This is a genomic window from Sinorhizobium arboris LMG 14919 (assembly GCF_000427465.1).
Lineage (GTDB): Bacteria > Pseudomonadota > Alphaproteobacteria > Rhizobiales > Rhizobiaceae > Sinorhizobium > Sinorhizobium arboris.
Genome location: NZ_ATYB01000009.1, coordinates 224,079 through 237,967, shown reverse-complemented (window position 1 = coordinate 237,967; position 13,889 = coordinate 224,079). Strand labels below are relative to the sequence as shown.

The 13,889-nt window shown below is 58.6% G+C and carries 15 protein-coding genes and 2 pseudogenes; 11 read left to right on the top strand and 6 right to left on the bottom strand.

Features of this window, described 5'->3' with window-relative positions:
* Nucleotides 1–54 precede the first annotated feature (54 nt).
* The 7 genes and pseudogenes from SINAR_RS01000000133250 to SINAR_RS0108935 all read left to right on the top strand — a co-directional run bounded on the left by SINAR_RS01000000133250 (nucleotide 55) and on the right by SINAR_RS0108935 (nucleotide 5,281).
* The gene (locus SINAR_RS01000000133250) at nucleotides 55–1,041 is read left to right on the top strand and encodes a DUF2092 domain-containing protein (RefSeq protein WP_027998783.1); all 987 of its coding nucleotides are present in this window, start codon (nucleotides 55–57) and stop codon (nucleotides 1,039–1,041) included.
* On the top strand, nucleotides 1,038–1,358 hold the full coding sequence (locus tag SINAR_RS0108960) for a hypothetical protein (protein ID WP_027998782.1): 321 nt from the start codon (nucleotides 1,038–1,040) through the stop codon (nucleotides 1,356–1,358). The genes SINAR_RS01000000133250 and SINAR_RS0108960 overlap by 4 nt, the downstream gene beginning before the upstream one ends.
* A gap of 46 nt (nucleotides 1,359–1,404) precedes the next feature.
* Nucleotides 1,405–2,847 carry a DUF1254 domain-containing protein gene (locus SINAR_RS0108955; RefSeq protein ID WP_027998781.1) on the top strand — a complete coding sequence of 481 codons (1,443 nt, stop codon included), beginning with the start codon at nucleotides 1,405–1,407 and terminating at the stop codon, nucleotides 2,845–2,847.
* Nucleotides 2,848–3,042: 195 nt separating this feature from the next.
* On the top strand, nucleotides 3,043–3,834 hold the full coding sequence (locus tag SINAR_RS0108950; protein ID WP_027998780.1) for a hypothetical protein: 792 nt from the start codon (nucleotides 3,043–3,045) through the stop codon (nucleotides 3,832–3,834).
* A gap of 183 nt (nucleotides 3,835–4,017) precedes the next feature.
* Nucleotides 4,018–4,373: pseudogene (locus SINAR_RS01000000133245) on the top strand (helix-turn-helix domain-containing protein).
* A 306-nt stretch (nucleotides 4,374–4,679) separates the two neighbouring features.
* Nucleotides 4,680–4,955, top strand: coding sequence for a type II toxin-antitoxin system ParD family antitoxin (locus SINAR_RS0108940; protein WP_084617293.1), 276 nt, complete (start codon nucleotides 4,680–4,682; stop codon nucleotides 4,953–4,955).
* Nucleotides 4,952–5,281, top strand: coding sequence for a type II toxin-antitoxin system RelE/ParE family toxin (locus SINAR_RS0108935; protein ID WP_027998778.1), 330 nt, complete (start codon nucleotides 4,952–4,954; stop codon nucleotides 5,279–5,281). Before SINAR_RS0108940 ends, SINAR_RS0108935 begins: the two co-directional genes overlap by 4 nt.
* 504 nt (nucleotides 5,282–5,785) lie before the next feature.
* On the opposite strand, the gene SINAR_RS01000000133240 is transcribed toward SINAR_RS0108935, so the two are convergent.
* The 3 genes from SINAR_RS01000000133240 to SINAR_RS01000000133235 all read right to left on the bottom strand — a co-directional run bounded on the left by SINAR_RS01000000133240 (nucleotide 5,786) and on the right by SINAR_RS01000000133235 (nucleotide 8,022).
* Entirely contained in the window at nucleotides 5,786–6,178 is a 393-nt protein-coding gene (locus SINAR_RS01000000133240; protein WP_209439299.1) for a hypothetical protein, read from the bottom strand.
* Between the two features lie 427 nt (nucleotides 6,179–6,605).
* Nucleotides 6,606–6,884, bottom strand: a complete 279-nt coding sequence (locus SINAR_RS0108925; protein ID WP_027998777.1) for a hypothetical protein — start codon at nucleotides 6,882–6,884, stop codon at nucleotides 6,606–6,608.
* 190 nt (nucleotides 6,885–7,074) lie between these two features.
* On the bottom strand, nucleotides 7,075–8,022 hold the full coding sequence (locus tag SINAR_RS01000000133235) for a ribokinase (protein WP_150852010.1): 948 nt from the start codon (nucleotides 8,020–8,022) through the stop codon (nucleotides 7,075–7,077).
* A 217-nt stretch (nucleotides 8,023–8,239) separates the two neighbouring features.
* Between SINAR_RS01000000133235 and SINAR_RS01000000133230 the strand changes: the two genes are divergently transcribed.
* From SINAR_RS01000000133230 to SINAR_RS1000000136540, 4 genes and pseudogenes are all read left to right on the top strand, one after another.
* The gene (locus SINAR_RS01000000133230) at nucleotides 8,240–9,031 is read left to right on the top strand and encodes a BON domain-containing protein (protein ID WP_084617233.1); all 792 of its coding nucleotides are present in this window, start codon (nucleotides 8,240–8,242) and stop codon (nucleotides 9,029–9,031) included.
* 224 nt (nucleotides 9,032–9,255) lie between these two features.
* Nucleotides 9,256–9,870: a hypothetical protein gene (locus tag SINAR_RS0108905; RefSeq protein ID WP_050577453.1), complete on the top strand. Its 615-nt coding sequence runs from the start codon at nucleotides 9,256–9,258 to the stop codon at nucleotides 9,868–9,870.
* Between the two features lie 570 nt (nucleotides 9,871–10,440).
* A pseudogene (locus tag SINAR_RS01000000133225) lies at nucleotides 10,441–11,100 on the top strand (Tn3 family transposase); the annotation flags it as partial.
* A gap of 382 nt (nucleotides 11,101–11,482) precedes the next feature.
* A complete protein-coding gene (locus SINAR_RS1000000136540; protein ID WP_150852009.1) occupies nucleotides 11,483–11,770 on the top strand; it encodes a hypothetical protein in 288 nt (95 codons plus the stop codon).
* A 193-nt stretch (nucleotides 11,771–11,963) separates the two neighbouring features.
* Here SINAR_RS1000000136540 and SINAR_RS0108885 read toward each other — a convergent pair whose 3' ends face one another.
* The 3 genes from SINAR_RS0108885 to SINAR_RS0108875 all read right to left on the bottom strand — a co-directional run bounded on the left by SINAR_RS0108885 (nucleotide 11,964) and on the right by SINAR_RS0108875 (nucleotide 13,834).
* Nucleotides 11,964–13,019 (bottom strand): type I restriction endonuclease, encoded by a 1,056-nt coding sequence (locus SINAR_RS0108885; RefSeq protein WP_027998773.1) that lies wholly within the window; start codon nucleotides 13,017–13,019, stop codon nucleotides 11,964–11,966.
* A gap of 91 nt (nucleotides 13,020–13,110) precedes the next feature.
* Complete coding sequence (locus SINAR_RS0108880) at nucleotides 13,111–13,323, bottom strand: KTSC domain-containing protein (protein ID WP_027998772.1); 213 nt, start codon at nucleotides 13,321–13,323, stop codon at nucleotides 13,111–13,113.
* On the bottom strand, nucleotides 13,313–13,834 hold the full coding sequence (locus tag SINAR_RS0108875; RefSeq protein WP_027998771.1) for an ATP-binding protein: 522 nt from the start codon (nucleotides 13,832–13,834) through the stop codon (nucleotides 13,313–13,315). The genes SINAR_RS0108880 and SINAR_RS0108875 overlap by 11 nt, the downstream gene beginning before the upstream one ends.
* Nucleotides 13,835–13,889: the final 55 nt, after the last annotated feature.

Sequence of the window (13,889 nt, the reverse complement as noted above, 5' to 3'; positions counted from 1 at the left end):
CGATCAAGACATTGGCGATGCATCCCGGAATCCCACTAGCTGAGAGTGAGCGAGATGAAGCAACAGAACGTGCATGCCGATGTAGTCTCCTGGACCAGGCGTCGCGCGACGGGATTGGCGGCCACCGTGATTGCCGTCGTGCTCCCGCATGCGCCGTCCCGGGCCCAAGAAGCAATAGACCCGGATGCGGACTCCGGACGGCGCGCCATGACCGACCAGTTGCAGGCGGCAGGTGAGCAAATGAATGGACCTATAATGAGACAGCTTGGTACGGCATGGCGCTCGTACGCACTGATATCCATGCTCGCAGTCAGCGCGATCGCTCGGCCGGCCTCAGCGCGAGACGGGATTGATCCCGAAGCCGATAGGATCCTGGCTGCGATGAGCGAAAAACTCAGGTCGATGCCGACTCTTAGTGTCGACTACGATGCAGATCAGGAAATCGTCACTCTGGATGGCCAGAAGATTCAGTACAGCGCATCCGGCTCCATTGCACTCGATCGCGCGAAGGGGTTCCGGATGAATCGAATGGGGCCCTTTGCCCAGGCGGAGGTGATATTCGACGGCACCACGATATCGCTCCATGATCGGATCACAAATACTTATGCCCAACTGCAAAGTCCAGGCCGCAGCATTGAAGATGCGACTGAGGAACTTCGCGCCACAAGCGAACTGGACGCTCCGGGAGCGGACTTGCTGGCAAGTGATCCCTATGGGGTCCTCACTGATGGCGTCACCGAGGGAACCGTCGTCGGATCGGCCTTCGTCAACGGCGTCGAATGCGATCATCTCGCCTTCAGGACCGATATCGTCGACTGGCAAATCTGGATCAGCAAGGGCAGCAAGCCATTACCGCTCAAGTATGTCATCACGACCAAATGGATGACCGGGGCGCCGCAATACACGCTGCGACTGAGCAACTGGAATTCGGACGCGATCGATACGGCACAGTTTAAATTCGCGCCGCCAGCCGCCGCGAACAAAGTTGAACACCACCATGCCGACGTCACTGGCGAGCTTTCACTGGAGGCGGCGCAATGAAGAGGCGCAAGTTGAAGGTCCTTTCAATCGCCATCGTTGGTCTGGCGCTGCTTGCGGTGGACAACGTTGTTCCCACGCCGTTCGGCCCGTTTGTGTCGGAGGCGCACGCAGTCATAGGCCGACCAATAACGCCGGGAAGTGTGGCTGGCGTCGCCCGCCGTACGACGCGTCGAGTGATCCGCCGCTCCTCGGTGTATGCCGCCACTCTGCCAGCCGGTTGCGTCAAAACCAGCGTGAACGGTGTCGTGGTATGGCGTTGTGGCGGGGTCTATTACCAACCAGAAGGCGGGCGCTACGTCGTCGTTTACATCGACTGAACTCAACGCGTTGCGTTGCAACTCAATTTTTCTTTGGAGGGACAGAATGGATATTACACGTCGTGACTTGACGAAGGCCGGTCTTGGGGCGCTGGCGGCTGGGTCTCTCGGTTCGCCGGCGATGGCCGGAGACGGGTTGGTGGCCGATTTTCCGGAAGGACTCGACGAGTTCGCGCTGGCTGTCGAGGCCTATATTTACGCCTATCCTCTGGTAACGATGGAAATGACCCGCCGGGTGATTACCAACGTCGCCGAAGCGGAGGGAAGCAGGGGCCCCATGGGGCATCTGATCAAGTTGCGCCAGTATCCGGACGCCAAGTTCCGGGACGTGACGGCGCCCAATGCCGATACCCTCTATACGACCGCGTTCTTCGATGTGGGAAATGAGCCTTGGGTCGTCAGCCTGCCGGACTTGAAAGACCGCTATGCCCTGTTTCCAATGCTGGATGGCTGGACGACAGTGTTCGACGTTCCCGGAAAGCGCACCACTGGCACGGGCCCACAGACGTTCGTGGTGACCGGCCCTGGGTGGGATGGGACGCTTCCGGAGGGTGTGACCGAATACAGGTCTCCGACGAGCATCGTGTGGCTGCTTGGGCGCATCTATTGCACGGGAACCCCGGAGGACTACGCCGAAGTTCATAAGCTGCAGGATGAAGTGAAGCTTTACCCCTTAAGCGCATGGGGGAAGGACTGGGCTCCACCCAAGGGCAAGGTCGATCCGGCGATCGACATGAAGACCGCCGTTCGCGAGCAGGTCAACAATATGGACGCCGTCGAGTACTTCACCCTCTTCGCCGAGCTCCTGAAAAGAAATCCGCCGACCGATGCGGATGCGCCCATGGTCGCTAAGCTCGCCGAAATCGGGATCGTTCCCGGCCAGGACTTCGACAAGACCAAGTTCGACCCGGCCTTCCTGAAGCGGGTGCCGCAGCTCGGTTTCGCACGCATCATGATGCACTTCAAATTCAGCGACGGGGACGTGCAGGATATTGATGGCTGGGGCTTCACGACGAAGACCGGTATTTACGGCACCAACTATATCCAGCGTGCCCTGGTTACCGCGATCGGTCTTGGAGCTAACCGGCCCCAGGATGCGATTTACCCAACCTCGCTGAAGTCCGGCAGCGGAGTAATTAAGCGGGCATATAACGGGTCCGAGAAGTACGTTCTGACGTTCAACAAAGGCCTAACGCCGCCCGTTTCGGGTTTCTGGTCCTTGACCATGTATGATGCAGACTACTTCTTTGTCGACAATTCACTGAATCGCTACTCAATCAGTGCGCGCCAGCCACTCAAGGCGAACCCCGATGGCTCGATCGACCTGCTTATCCAGCACGAGTCACCGGGAGCGGACAAGGAATCGAACTGGCTTCCGGCGCCCAAGGGAAAATTCATCCTCATGATGCGCCTTTATTGGCCCAACGAAAGCAATCCATCCATAATCGATGGTTCCTGGACGATACCGCCAGTGACGAAGGTGAGTTGATATCTGTGTTGGCGTGCATGCAGCCGCGACGGCGCTGTTCGTGGCGGCTGCGAAAAACAAATCATCGATCTCCTGTGTCACACAGATCGGTGTCAGAACAGTGCGGTCGAGGCGCAGCGCCAATCCATCTCAGCGGGTTGAACGCGGACCACCAACACAGGTTGGTCGCAACAGCGACCGTTATAGGGAGAAATCATGAACAGTTGCATCTCCTGTACTGTGGCGGCAATCGGAGCGTGCCTCGTTGTCGGGACGGTCAACGCTGCGGAAATATATTCCCCAATGACGCCGGAGCTTCAGCAGACGACCACCGATAGCGGATGGACCTTTTCCTTTGCCCCTTATTTCTGGGCGGCCGGATTGTCGGGTGACGTTGCCCAGTTCGGGCTGCCGGCGGTGGATGTCGATGCCAGTTTCAGCGACATTTTCGATAATCTTGAGTTCGGTGCGATGGCAATAGGCGAAGCCCGCAACGGCCCGTACAGCATCTTCGCTGACGTGATGTATACAAAGATTTCGGGGCAGGCGGGCACACCAAGAGGTGTTCTCGCGACGGACGTTGAGCTCGCATCCGAAACATTCGCAGGACTGCTCGGTGCGGGGTACTCTGTCTTCGAAAGCGGGACAGCGCGTTTGGACGTGGTGGGCGGTCTGCGCGTATGGTCGGTCGAAAGCCAGCTTTCCTTTAGCGGCAGGCTTCTCGATGGGCGCTCCAGAAGCGATGATGCCACCTGGGTAGACGGTCTGGCCGGCTTTCGCGGAATCTATTCGCTGACATCCGAAATCTACCTGACAGGCTGGGGGCTCGTCGGTGCCGGTGGCGCCGATCTCGACTGGGACGTCGCCGCGGCGATCGGCTACCGGTTCAGTGACACGATTTCGGCGGTCGCCGGCTACCGCGCACTGGGCGTGGACTATAGCAACAACGGGTTCGTGTTCGACGCCGTTCAGCAGGGGCCAATCCTGGGCCTCGTGCTGCGGTTTTAAGCATGCTCGTGCGCCCACGGAGAGATTGTCCAGGTGCCCGCCGGCAGGAGTTTTAGATCCAGGCACGCGGGCGGGCGTTGGCTCGGAAATCAACAAACACCAAGGGGGTAATGCGTGTTCACTCATAGCCCTGAGAGGCAGAAACCTGATCCCATCGACATTCACGTGGGCCGCCGAATCCGTATGCGCCGACTCTGGATCGAGATGACCCAGGAGACCCTTGCCAAGGCGCTCGGGATTACATTCCAGCAGTTGCAGAAGTACGAGAAGGGGACCAATAGGGTCGGAGCAAGCCGGCTTCAAGCGATTGCCAAAGTGCTCGAAGTGGCACCCTCGTACTTTTCGGGAACATGCCGGGCGGTCAGGACGACGAGTCCGCCAAGCCGATTCCGCACAATGATTTGACCGAGTTTGTGTCCAGTGACGAGGGCTTGGCCCTGAACAAAGCCTTCGAACGAATTCGCGACGCGAAAGTCAGAAAGCGCGTTGTCAGCCTGGTCCAAAGCCTTGCGGCGTGGGTTAGCGAGCGGGAGAATTGATATAGCCAAAACTAAATTAGCCGGTGACGCTAGCCGACAGTGCCCCGGACGCAATATCTGTGTCTCAGCCAAAAGCGTGCGAATACTTTTCTGCTGTGCGGGCTGGCACCCGAAATTCCGGATGCTCTCGGGAACGCGACTTTGGGTCGAAGGCCGCCGTTGTTCACGAGCCGTGTGCACGGCTTCTTGCGAGGATGTTCATGTTTTAGGCCGAGAAGATCGCATAATGTATCAACAGGAACCTGCTGCCATACCGCGATTCGGCATCGCGACGTCGGTCTCGTGGTTCAAGAGAAGCGAGCGGTCTTGCCAATTTTTGCCAAGGCCGGTATGGTCACTTGCATGGGCACAATGAACATTTCCCTGCCGGACCATCTTAAGAGCTTCGTCGATGAGCAAGTCGCCGGACGGGGTTATGGGACAAGCAGTGAGTATATTCGGGAGTTGATACGTCGAGATCAGGATCGCCTCGCGTTACGCAGGTTGTTGCTTGACGGAGCCTCGTCCGCGCGAACTGAGCCGGTCGACGCGGAATATTTCACCAGTCTGCGCGATCGAGTTCGTGGTCAGCACACCAAGTGAATAATAAGACTATTATCCTGCGGCAGTTGGCGCGCAGCGACGTCGAGGCGGCCATTGACTATTATGCACGCGAAGCAGGAACCGAGGCCGCCCTCGGATTCATCGACGCACTTCAAGCGGCGTACGCTTTGATCGCAAGCCATCCTGAGGCCGGATCGTTGCGGTATGCATACGAATTGGGATTGCCTGACCTGCGGAGTGTCTCTCTGAAGCGATATCCCTATCTCATTTTCTATCGCGACCAGCCAGATCATGTGGATGTGTGGCGCGTGCTACATGCCAAGCAAGACATTCCGCAATGGATGCAGGAGCCGAACAATCACTGACCGCTCGGACATTCCCGCCGAAACTATTGGTGGGCCCGTGGTTCGTATCCACTCAAGGCGAGACATGCAGTGCCGGCTTTCCGAAGAACGGTCGGTCCATCGGTCCGCCTTGATCCTGGAATGGGGGGAACAGCCATTCGGTGTGGTCCCGTCGGACAAGTTGCCCTAAGCCGGGCGATCTGGGCAATGGTCGCGAGCATGGAGCGTGCTTAAAGGTCTCACACGAGTCGCTGGCCGATCTGCCTTTGATCATGCACGTTGACACAGCGCGAACCGGTATGACCTCGGCCCTGGAATTCAGGTCGATTTCTTTTTCGTCGCCAATGCTGCGGTTGCCCCAAGGCCGATGTTGCGATATGTGTGACAGCATCGCTCGCGCCGCCAGACCCAGCGCCAGTGCGGCATAGGTCATTCCAATCGAGTCCTTCGAGAGAACGGTCTCCCAACCGGGGGTCAGCCGCTTCGGAACCAGGTGGTAGTCGACTAAGTAGGCAACGGCGGCGGTCAGCGCCGCCTTCCGCAGTACGACGGTTCCCTGGAACGGCCCGCCGCCAGCCATGCTTCGAAGGGCAGAGCCCAGAAGATCGCCGACAGATGATGAGTGCAGTAGCCGAGCAAGGTGTGCTTCGCGTCTGCGACCCTGACGCGGCCGGCATTTCCGCCCTGAAACCAATGGCTCGTGGCATTGGTTGGCTGAAAGACGTTCCGTCCCTCCAATCCAGCGAGCAGCGCCAATGCCGCCGTCGTGATCAGGCTTGCTATCGTTCCGCTGGCCACCGCCGACGTGAACGTGCTGCTGCGGCTTTGCAGCGACCGGCGTTCAAGACGGGCCGCACGGATCCGCTGGTCCGGGGACAAGGTGCTGTCTGAAGAAGGATCGCGCGCAATGGCTGCCATTCGATCGTTTCCGGTTTGAACAGCCCAATCGCTACAACGTCGCGATGTTCCGCGCGAGCTTCGTCTTCGGGGCGCTCTGAAACGTGAAGCGCGACCGCTTGTGCTATCTTGCACGTATGGATCACCTTGCCCTCACTGAGGAGCACCTGGCAGCGACGTAAACGCGGCGGACGGCTAACGCCGTGTAGCTCTTTACATAGCGTAATGAACCCAAATCCTATTTCTCCATTGAAGAACCTAACGGTGCAAGTGGCCATAACCATCCTCGACTTCTCACAGCAGATTGCCGCTGTAGGAAACCTTTCGCTCGCGAGAGTCGTCCGCAATCGTGTTCGTTGGCCTTCGCTTTCAAAGTGCAGGCGGTGGTGGGGACCACGTTATCGTGTTCTGGCGTCGCCCCTTCCAGCCGTTGCGACGAGAGCCGCCGCTACGCATCTTTGAACCCCCATTTCTGCTCTGGATCGACTTCCAGCACAACGATTTGGCGTGGACCTCCGTCCAGTTCGTCGCGTCGGCGTGTAACAATGTCGGTGATGAACGCTTCTGTATCGGCCTCGTCGAGCAGGTGCTCGTCTGCGGCCATATCGGTTTCTCTAAGGGCAGAGATGAGCATCGGCGTCGTAAAGGCGGCACCGCTCTGGTCGAAATCCTGCAGAACGTCACGGACGCTTTGCTCCAGCGTCAATTTCTGTGCTTCGGTCAACATGGTGCCTCCACGATCTGAATCCAACTCGTTGATGGGTAGACCTCGGCGGGCCCTGGCTGCCTTCGCCAATGCTGCGGGCTTGCGATCGGGCCCTTGCCCGGCATCGAATGAGTTCCTAACAGTCGGAGGACACGATTTGTTTCACTTCTGAACGCATCTGCTCGCCGCATCCCCGAAATTCCGCCCGCGGTTATGCCGCCGCTCTGACGACCTCAAGCATTCGGTTGAATTCTTCTGCAGGGGGAAACGATTCCTGAGCCCCGCTTCGCTTGACCGATATGCTCGAAGCAGCAACGCCCCATCGAGCGGCCTCACCAAAGGGCAGTCCCCTCAGCAGGGCTATGGACAAGGCTCCGACGAACGCATCGCCCGCCCCGGTTTTGTCAACTACTTCGACCTTCGGGGCGTGAATGGTAAAAAGCTCGTTTCCCTTCGCCGCAATACATCCGCCTTCAGGCAATTTGAGACAGGCAATATCAACGCCCCATTCATTAAGTACCCGGGCTGCCTCCCTGGCGCTCGCCTCATCGCTGACCTGCGTGCCGACGAGCGCTGACGCTTCCTGCGCGTTGGGAGTGATGGCACGGAGCCGCGAAAAGTCTGGCTTTCTCATCTCCTCCGGGAATGTTGGATCGACAACGATGTCAAAGCCTCTGCGTTCGCAGGCGTCGAATGCCGCCTCCAGAACTGACCGGGGCACCTCAAAGTCGGCAACGAGCATCGAACCATCGGGCGCCAGCATGATGCGTTGGACGACTGCGGCAACGGCCTCTTTTGGCCAGCTGTTGTTGGCGTTCGACGCCGACAGCATCGTTTTGTTTCCATCCTTCGCAACGGCAATCACGGCAACGCCTGTGAATTCGCCTTCGGCTATAGAGACTCCGTCGAGTGGCAGGCCTGCCTTTCGCAACGGATTAAGAGCGATCTTGCCGAAGTGGTCGTCGCCGACGCGCCCGAGGAGCTGCACCGGAACACCCAAGCAATGAATGAAGTAAGCCGAATTGGCTGCCATGCCGCCAGCGCGCTGATGGAATTGCCCGGTGCGTATCGTGCCGCCGGCCGCCATGTCTGCTATGCCGCCGAATGTTAAATCGGCATTGATGCTACCTAGGCAGAATATCATCGAGTCCAGGTTCACCGTTTTGGATCTTCTCGGTTTGCGATGCTTTATCGGAACACTCGGGTGTGCAAGCGGGCCAACTCTCGTCGGCTGCTCAAATCAAAATCGCTTCCGAAGTTGTTTGTTCCGCTTGTAAAGAAACAAGCACAAGGGAACAGCCGTGCGGTCCGCTGGTTCTACGCAGCGCGGAGCTTGGCATCGCAGCTGAGCTCCCGATTGCTAGGGAGGAATCGAGATGGCCAACGATAGAAATCGCCGAGACGAGCACTATGGATATCGTCGCGAGTACGGCCGTGACCGTGATGAAAACAGGGGACGCTACGGCTCCTCCGACCGGGGCTTCGAAGACGACAGGGCCGGCTATCGTAGCAGCCAGAGCCGTTGGGGCGATTATTCTTCCGGTGGCGAAGACTACGGTCGCGAACGCCACGGTAGGGCTCATTGGGGAGAATATGGCGGTCGTGGAATGAATGAGCGGATGGGCGGATATGGCCGTGAGTACGGATCGCGACGGGGCTTCGGTGCCGAGCGCTACGGTGGCGGCAGCGAGAGTACGGAGGCGGTCTTTGAAGATCAGGACTTTGGTCGTGGGGAGAGCGGTTACGGCCGTGACTTCAGCCGCGGATACGGCGCCGGCTATGGGCGCGAGGGATATGGCGCCGGGCACGGCGGCGGATACGGCGGCGAGGGATATCGCGGCGGGATGTATGGCGGTGGCTATGGACAGCCCGGCAGCGAGCGCTTCGGACAATATCGTGGTCGGGGGCCGAAAGGCTACCAGCGATCCGATGAACGCATCCGCGAAGACGTCTGCGAGCGGCTTAGCGATGACCGTTCGGTCGATGCCTCGGAAATCGAGGTGCACGTCAGCAATTGCGAGGTCACGCTGAGCGGCACCGTCGAAAGCCGGGAGCAAAAGCGCTGCGCCGAAGACTGCGTGGAAGAAGTCTCAGGCGTTAAGAACGTGCAGAATAATCTGCGCGTGAGCCAGCAAGGCTGGACTGCGGGCGGAAGATCCCCAACCTGAACAACAGGAACAGAAGGAACAACCGGCGCGGGAACGACGACCGGAAGCAGCACGACCAGTCCGGAATCAAAACGCGAGACCTGAGCGCCGGGAGGCGAACGTATCGAGCGCTCGAAACCGTTTGACTCCGACGACGCGGGCCGTCCGACGCGGGAACAGCCCTGCGGCTGCGGAGTTAGGCTTTGCCGGCGCCGCTGATGCCGGTTCCGCGACCGAGGCGAGCGATGATAGCCAAACAGCGCAGCAAAGACCCGATCCCAGCCTATCCGCTCTGGATCACCCTGCCATATACGCTGTTCGTCGCTGTCCTCGCGCCTTTCTATTGGCTGCGATACGGCGCCGGCAATTTCCTTTGGTTCTCCGATCTCGCCCTCTTTGCGGTGCTCATTGCACTTTGGACAGGCATTCGGCTTTTCTATTCGATGATGGCGGTCGGCGTTCTGCCGCTCGAACTGGCCTGGTGTGTCGACTTCCTCACCGGCGGCAGGTTCATCGGGCTCGCCGCCTATATGTTCGATCCGAAGGAGCCGGCGCACATGCGGTTGCTATCCGGCTTTCATCTCTTCCTGCCGGTGCTCATGCTATTCATGCTGATGCGGCAAGGCTACGATCGCCGGGCATTCAAGGCGCAGACCGTCTTCGCCTGGGGAGTGCTTCTCGCGAGCTACTGGCTCACTCCTCCCGAGAAGAACATCAATTGGGTGCACGGGATCGGCCCGGGGCCGGAGGCGCAAAAGGTGCTGTCTCCGCGCACCTATCTAGGGCTCTACATGGTGTTGCTTCCCGCGGTTGCCTATCTGCCGGTTCATCTCGTGCTGAAGCGACTTTTCCGGCCTTAGTAGCGGCCGGCGCCAGCTCGAGAACCGATGCCCCGACCATTTCCCTTCCAGAGCTCCGAGCGTGGGTGCCGGCCGGCATGCGGCAGCAAAGCAGTTGCCCAGGAACAATTTGGCGCCTGAGGGATTACTAGGTGCCAATTCGCAATCCGGGGCGTCGTCAGTCCTCCGATGCGCAAGAGAACAGTGGCGGCAATACGGCGGGTGCTGCCTCAGGTCAGCAACACCGCGTGACGCGGCTCCTTCGCTGGATCGCTCCGATGATCTGGTCGCTTTTGCTATCTGACACCAAGGTAACGAAGAGCGGGCTTGCAAGGCGCCACCGGAGGAAACAGGGACAGCGTAATGACTCAGAAGCCCAAGCAAACGACCGGATCCAATACCCGGCCCAGTTCATCCAATCCGGACGAGGTTCCCGCCGGCACGCCCGGCTCGGGCGAAAATATCTGCCGCCGCTGCGCGGGAACAGGCAGGCTCGACGCCGAACCATGCCCAGACTGCGGCGGGACGGGCAAGGTGATCACTCCGGTCGGTGGCGCCGGATAAGGTGCCCCGAGTTGGAATTGGCGCTTTGATACAGGCGGGTTCACCGATCACGTGTTTGCCGCCTGTGCTATCCTCGGTTATCGGTTCGCTCCACGCATCCGCGATCTGCCATCCAAAAAGCTATACGCATTCAATCCTTCGTCAGCGCCAGCCCATTTGCGAACTATGATCGGCGGAAAGATCAACCAGGCCATGATCGAGCGCAATTGGCCTGACATTCTGCGCATCGCTGCCACCATTGCGGCCGGTAGCGTCGCGCCCAGCCAGATTTTACGCAAGCTCGCCTCCTATCCGAGGCAGAACGAACTTGATACTGCTCTGCGCGAGGTCGGCCGCGTCGAGCGAACCCTGTTCACGATCGACTGGATTCTGGATGCCGAGCTGCAACGCCGTGCCCAGATCGGGCTCAACAAAGGCGAGGCGCATCATGCGCTGAAGCGGGCAATCAGCTTCCATCGCCGGGGTGAAATCCGCGACCGTTCAGCCGAAGGCCAGCATTACCGCATCGCCGGCATGAACCTGCTCGCCGCGATCATCATCTTCTGGAACACCATGAAGCTGGGAGAGGTAGTCGCCAGCCAGAAACGCGCAGGAAGACTGCTGCCGCCCGATTTGCTGGCCCATGTCTCACCCCTCGGCTGGGAACACATCAATCTCACCCGAGAATATCGTTGGCCAAAGCCTTAGCGTAGGATTTCGCCCCCTCCCGCAAACGACCCCTATCAGCGCGGCCGCTTTGTCATTCATGTCGGAGACGAGCAGACATTCTTCGACATGAACGGTCTCAACAATGAGATCCGCTGCCAGGGGAATTGTCCCGCACCAAGGCTCGAGGAGGACTGGCTATGGCAACAGCCAGCATCGCCGAAGGGCGACGCGTCGCTGTGATCGATGTTCCGGACGGTCGCCGGCGACGCCTCAAAAAGTGCGGCCGGCGCATTTAACAGCTCACGAATCATGATCTGCGAACCGAAACGCCAGAAAACCTCAAGATTCTGGGTTTCGCATTTAACAGTCTCTGCCTGCGGCTAGTTTATGGGGACAACCATTCACGGCGCTGGTTCGCTCTATGACCGAGATTCTTGACCTGCTTTCTGCGTCCTGGCCCGGTCTCATCGCAGTTATTATCTGGAAAGGTCCAGACTACTTGAACGTTTGGGTGACCTCCCGGCGTGTCCGGTTGCGCCTGGAAGATACTGAAATCGATGCGCCCAACCCAAAAGAGGCACGCCGCCTTTTGGGTAGGCTGGAATGTGGTGATCACGTGCGGGAAATCGCGGCATCGGCCACGCTGACCATCGGACTGTACAAGGAACGGGGAGCAATTCGCTTCTTTCGATCGGGTGTTAAACGCTGAAATGACGGAGTGGTGCGAAATCTGCCATGGCGTATGGCGGCCGCTAGTTCGCTGGGCCTGGGGCCAGCGAGTTCGGGAGGAAAGTGCCACAAGGACCCAAGAGGTGGGCAATTTCGATCAATAGACTCCGCCAGAGAGCCTGGCGGAGCGTTCTCACAGGTATCGATTTTGGGAGGTACCGGCTGGCCCTACGCTATTCGCCTGCGTACTTCGTCGCCGTAGCCCTGAGTCGGTCACTGTGGTCGTAGATCTGATCAAGAGAGTCGATGATGAGTCTCTCCTCCGCCTCACCATCGAAAAGCCCGATGTACTTGACCGAACGATTGAAGTGTAGCCTTGCCAGTGGCTTGCGATTGTTGTTGTCGACCAGGATGCCGCAATAGGACTTTTGATCGCGCATAGCGACGCGTTTCGGTGAGATCGTGTCTCGGACGATCGCTTTGACGATCATGTACCCTTCACGCTCCTCTTCGGTCGTGACGACCTCGGGCTCTCCCTCGACGGGTTCGTCGATCCTTTCAATGACTTCTTCGGTGTCGGCAAGTGCGCTGGAAAGTCGGTTCTTAACCGAGTCCATGATCACGTCACGGAAGGCGGTCCTAACCACTCCGGTCAGCATCTCTTTTACCGGGGCCGTGATCCTGCCCTCGTAGACGTTTCCGGCGACGAGCCGTACGAAGTCTTCGGAAGGCTCTTCGATAAGCTTGGAAATCACTTGCTTGACACCGGACGTGTACTTCAGTCGCTCGGCCGTCGCGAGAATGGCAGATACGTCGAAAGAGGCCTTTTCGAATTTACGCAGCTCGGTCACGATTCCAGCGTTGAAATCAGTGACGTCAAAAACAAAGAAGGGGCGTGTATCAAGCTTGTTCGGAGCTTCGAGGTCCGTGTAAAAATTGAAAGTTCGGCCATTCGTCAGTATGGCGAACTTGGCGTTCGTCACGCTGAAGTAGCGATAGAGCTGGTCCAGATGCTTCTTTTCCAGTGTTACCGAGATCGGTTTGCACTCGATAAGGATTCGGATCTCGCCGTCGATCTTGATCGCGTAGTCGACCTTCTCGCCCTTTTTGCCCACAGCGTCGGCCGTAAACTCCGGTATCACCTCGGTGGGATCGAATACTTCGTAACCAAGGGAGCGGAGAAACGGCAGGACGACGGCCGTTTTCACTGCCTCTTCGGTTGCCATGGTGCTGGAATGTGATTTGACGCGCTCTGATATCGCCCGCAGACTCTCTTCAATTGTAGACATAGGCCCCCCAACAGATTCCTCAAGTTAAAGTTGCCGATAGCGCCCTTGCCGTCAAGGGCGATCCCGGACGGGACACCGCTGTCGGCATGCATCAGCCCACCCGTGAGTACGGATAGAAATTCCGGATGTTGAGATAGAGGTACTGCCCTTTGGACGGGGCGGTCAGGAACTCGTCGTAAACGACCTGACCCACATTGTAGTACTGATAAATGCCACCATTCAGGAACTCGACTTCTAGTGTTTCTGTGGCTTGGCCATACCCGATAGATACGACGGTGCTGGAAGCTACGGGATCACGCATCATTGTTCGATTGTTCCTCAGCCAAGTCCGGAACCAAATGTCTCTCGATTTCAAGGTTACGCGCGACTGCGATCGTGCTCTGGGCACGCCAGGACGCGACGACCCTGTCGTACCCTTCGGCCACGCGCCTTGTTTTCCATGCGGAAGCGACATCGGGATCCGCACTCTTGGGCAGGTGTTCCTCTGGGGGCAGGAATATGCGGGTCCTGACAGGAAGCCGTGCGGCTTCTCCAGCAATTATGGCTTCGCCCGTGCGTAGAACAGGTAGCAAGTCCATCAGCCCGGAAAGATTGTCCGGCAGCGCGCCTTTGACACGTCCGCGATCCGTCGGATTGGTCAGCCTCAGCGCCACCAGCGTGCCGCACTGAGAGAGGATTGTTTCGTCGACTTCGGACGGTCGCTGGGAAACCACCATCGCTCCGACGCCATACTTGCGCCCCTTCTTCTCCGCCTTGGCGACATAATGCGGATAGACGCTCGCGACGCTGACCGAATAGATGCGATGCTTCGTCATGAGTCCTCCTGAGCGTTGGGATGTTTTGCGCAAAATAGCGGACTTCAAGAACGCA

What these genes read in the sequence shown, in the direction of transcription:
- SINAR_RS0108950 (WP_027998780.1), top strand. Translation starts at nt 3,043, where the DNA reads ATGAACAGTTGCATCTCCTGTACTGTGGCGGCAATCGGAGCGTGCCTC.
- SINAR_RS0108885 (WP_027998773.1), bottom strand. Translation starts at nt 13,019, where the DNA reads ATGTCTACAATTGAAGAGAGTCTGCGGGCGATATCAGAGCGCGTCAAA.
- SINAR_RS0108880 (WP_027998772.1), bottom strand. Translation starts at nt 13,323, where the DNA reads ATGATGCGTGATCCCGTAGCTTCCAGCACCGTCGTATCTATCGGGTAT.
- SINAR_RS01000000133240 (WP_209439299.1), bottom strand. Translation starts at nt 6,178, where the DNA reads ATGGCAGCCATTGCGCGCGATCCTTCTTCAGACAGCACCTTGTCCCCG.
- SINAR_RS01000000133250 (WP_027998783.1), top strand. Translation starts at nt 55, where the DNA reads ATGAAGCAACAGAACGTGCATGCCGATGTAGTCTCCTGGACCAGGCGT.
- SINAR_RS0108905 (WP_050577453.1), top strand. Translation starts at nt 9,256, where the DNA reads ATGATAGCCAAACAGCGCAGCAAAGACCCGATCCCAGCCTATCCGCTC.
- SINAR_RS01000000133230 (WP_084617233.1), top strand. Translation starts at nt 8,240, where the DNA reads ATGGCCAACGATAGAAATCGCCGAGACGAGCACTATGGATATCGTCGC.
- SINAR_RS0108955 (WP_027998781.1), top strand. Translation starts at nt 1,405, where the DNA reads ATGGATATTACACGTCGTGACTTGACGAAGGCCGGTCTTGGGGCGCTG.
- SINAR_RS1000000136540 (WP_150852009.1), top strand. Translation starts at nt 11,483, where the DNA reads ATGACCGAGATTCTTGACCTGCTTTCTGCGTCCTGGCCCGGTCTCATC.
- SINAR_RS0108960 (WP_027998782.1), top strand. Translation starts at nt 1,038, where the DNA reads ATGAAGAGGCGCAAGTTGAAGGTCCTTTCAATCGCCATCGTTGGTCTG.
- SINAR_RS0108875 (WP_027998771.1), bottom strand. Translation starts at nt 13,834, where the DNA reads ATGACGAAGCATCGCATCTATTCGGTCAGCGTCGCGAGCGTCTATCCG.
- SINAR_RS0108925 (WP_027998777.1), bottom strand. Translation starts at nt 6,884, where the DNA reads ATGTTGACCGAAGCACAGAAATTGACGCTGGAGCAAAGCGTCCGTGAC.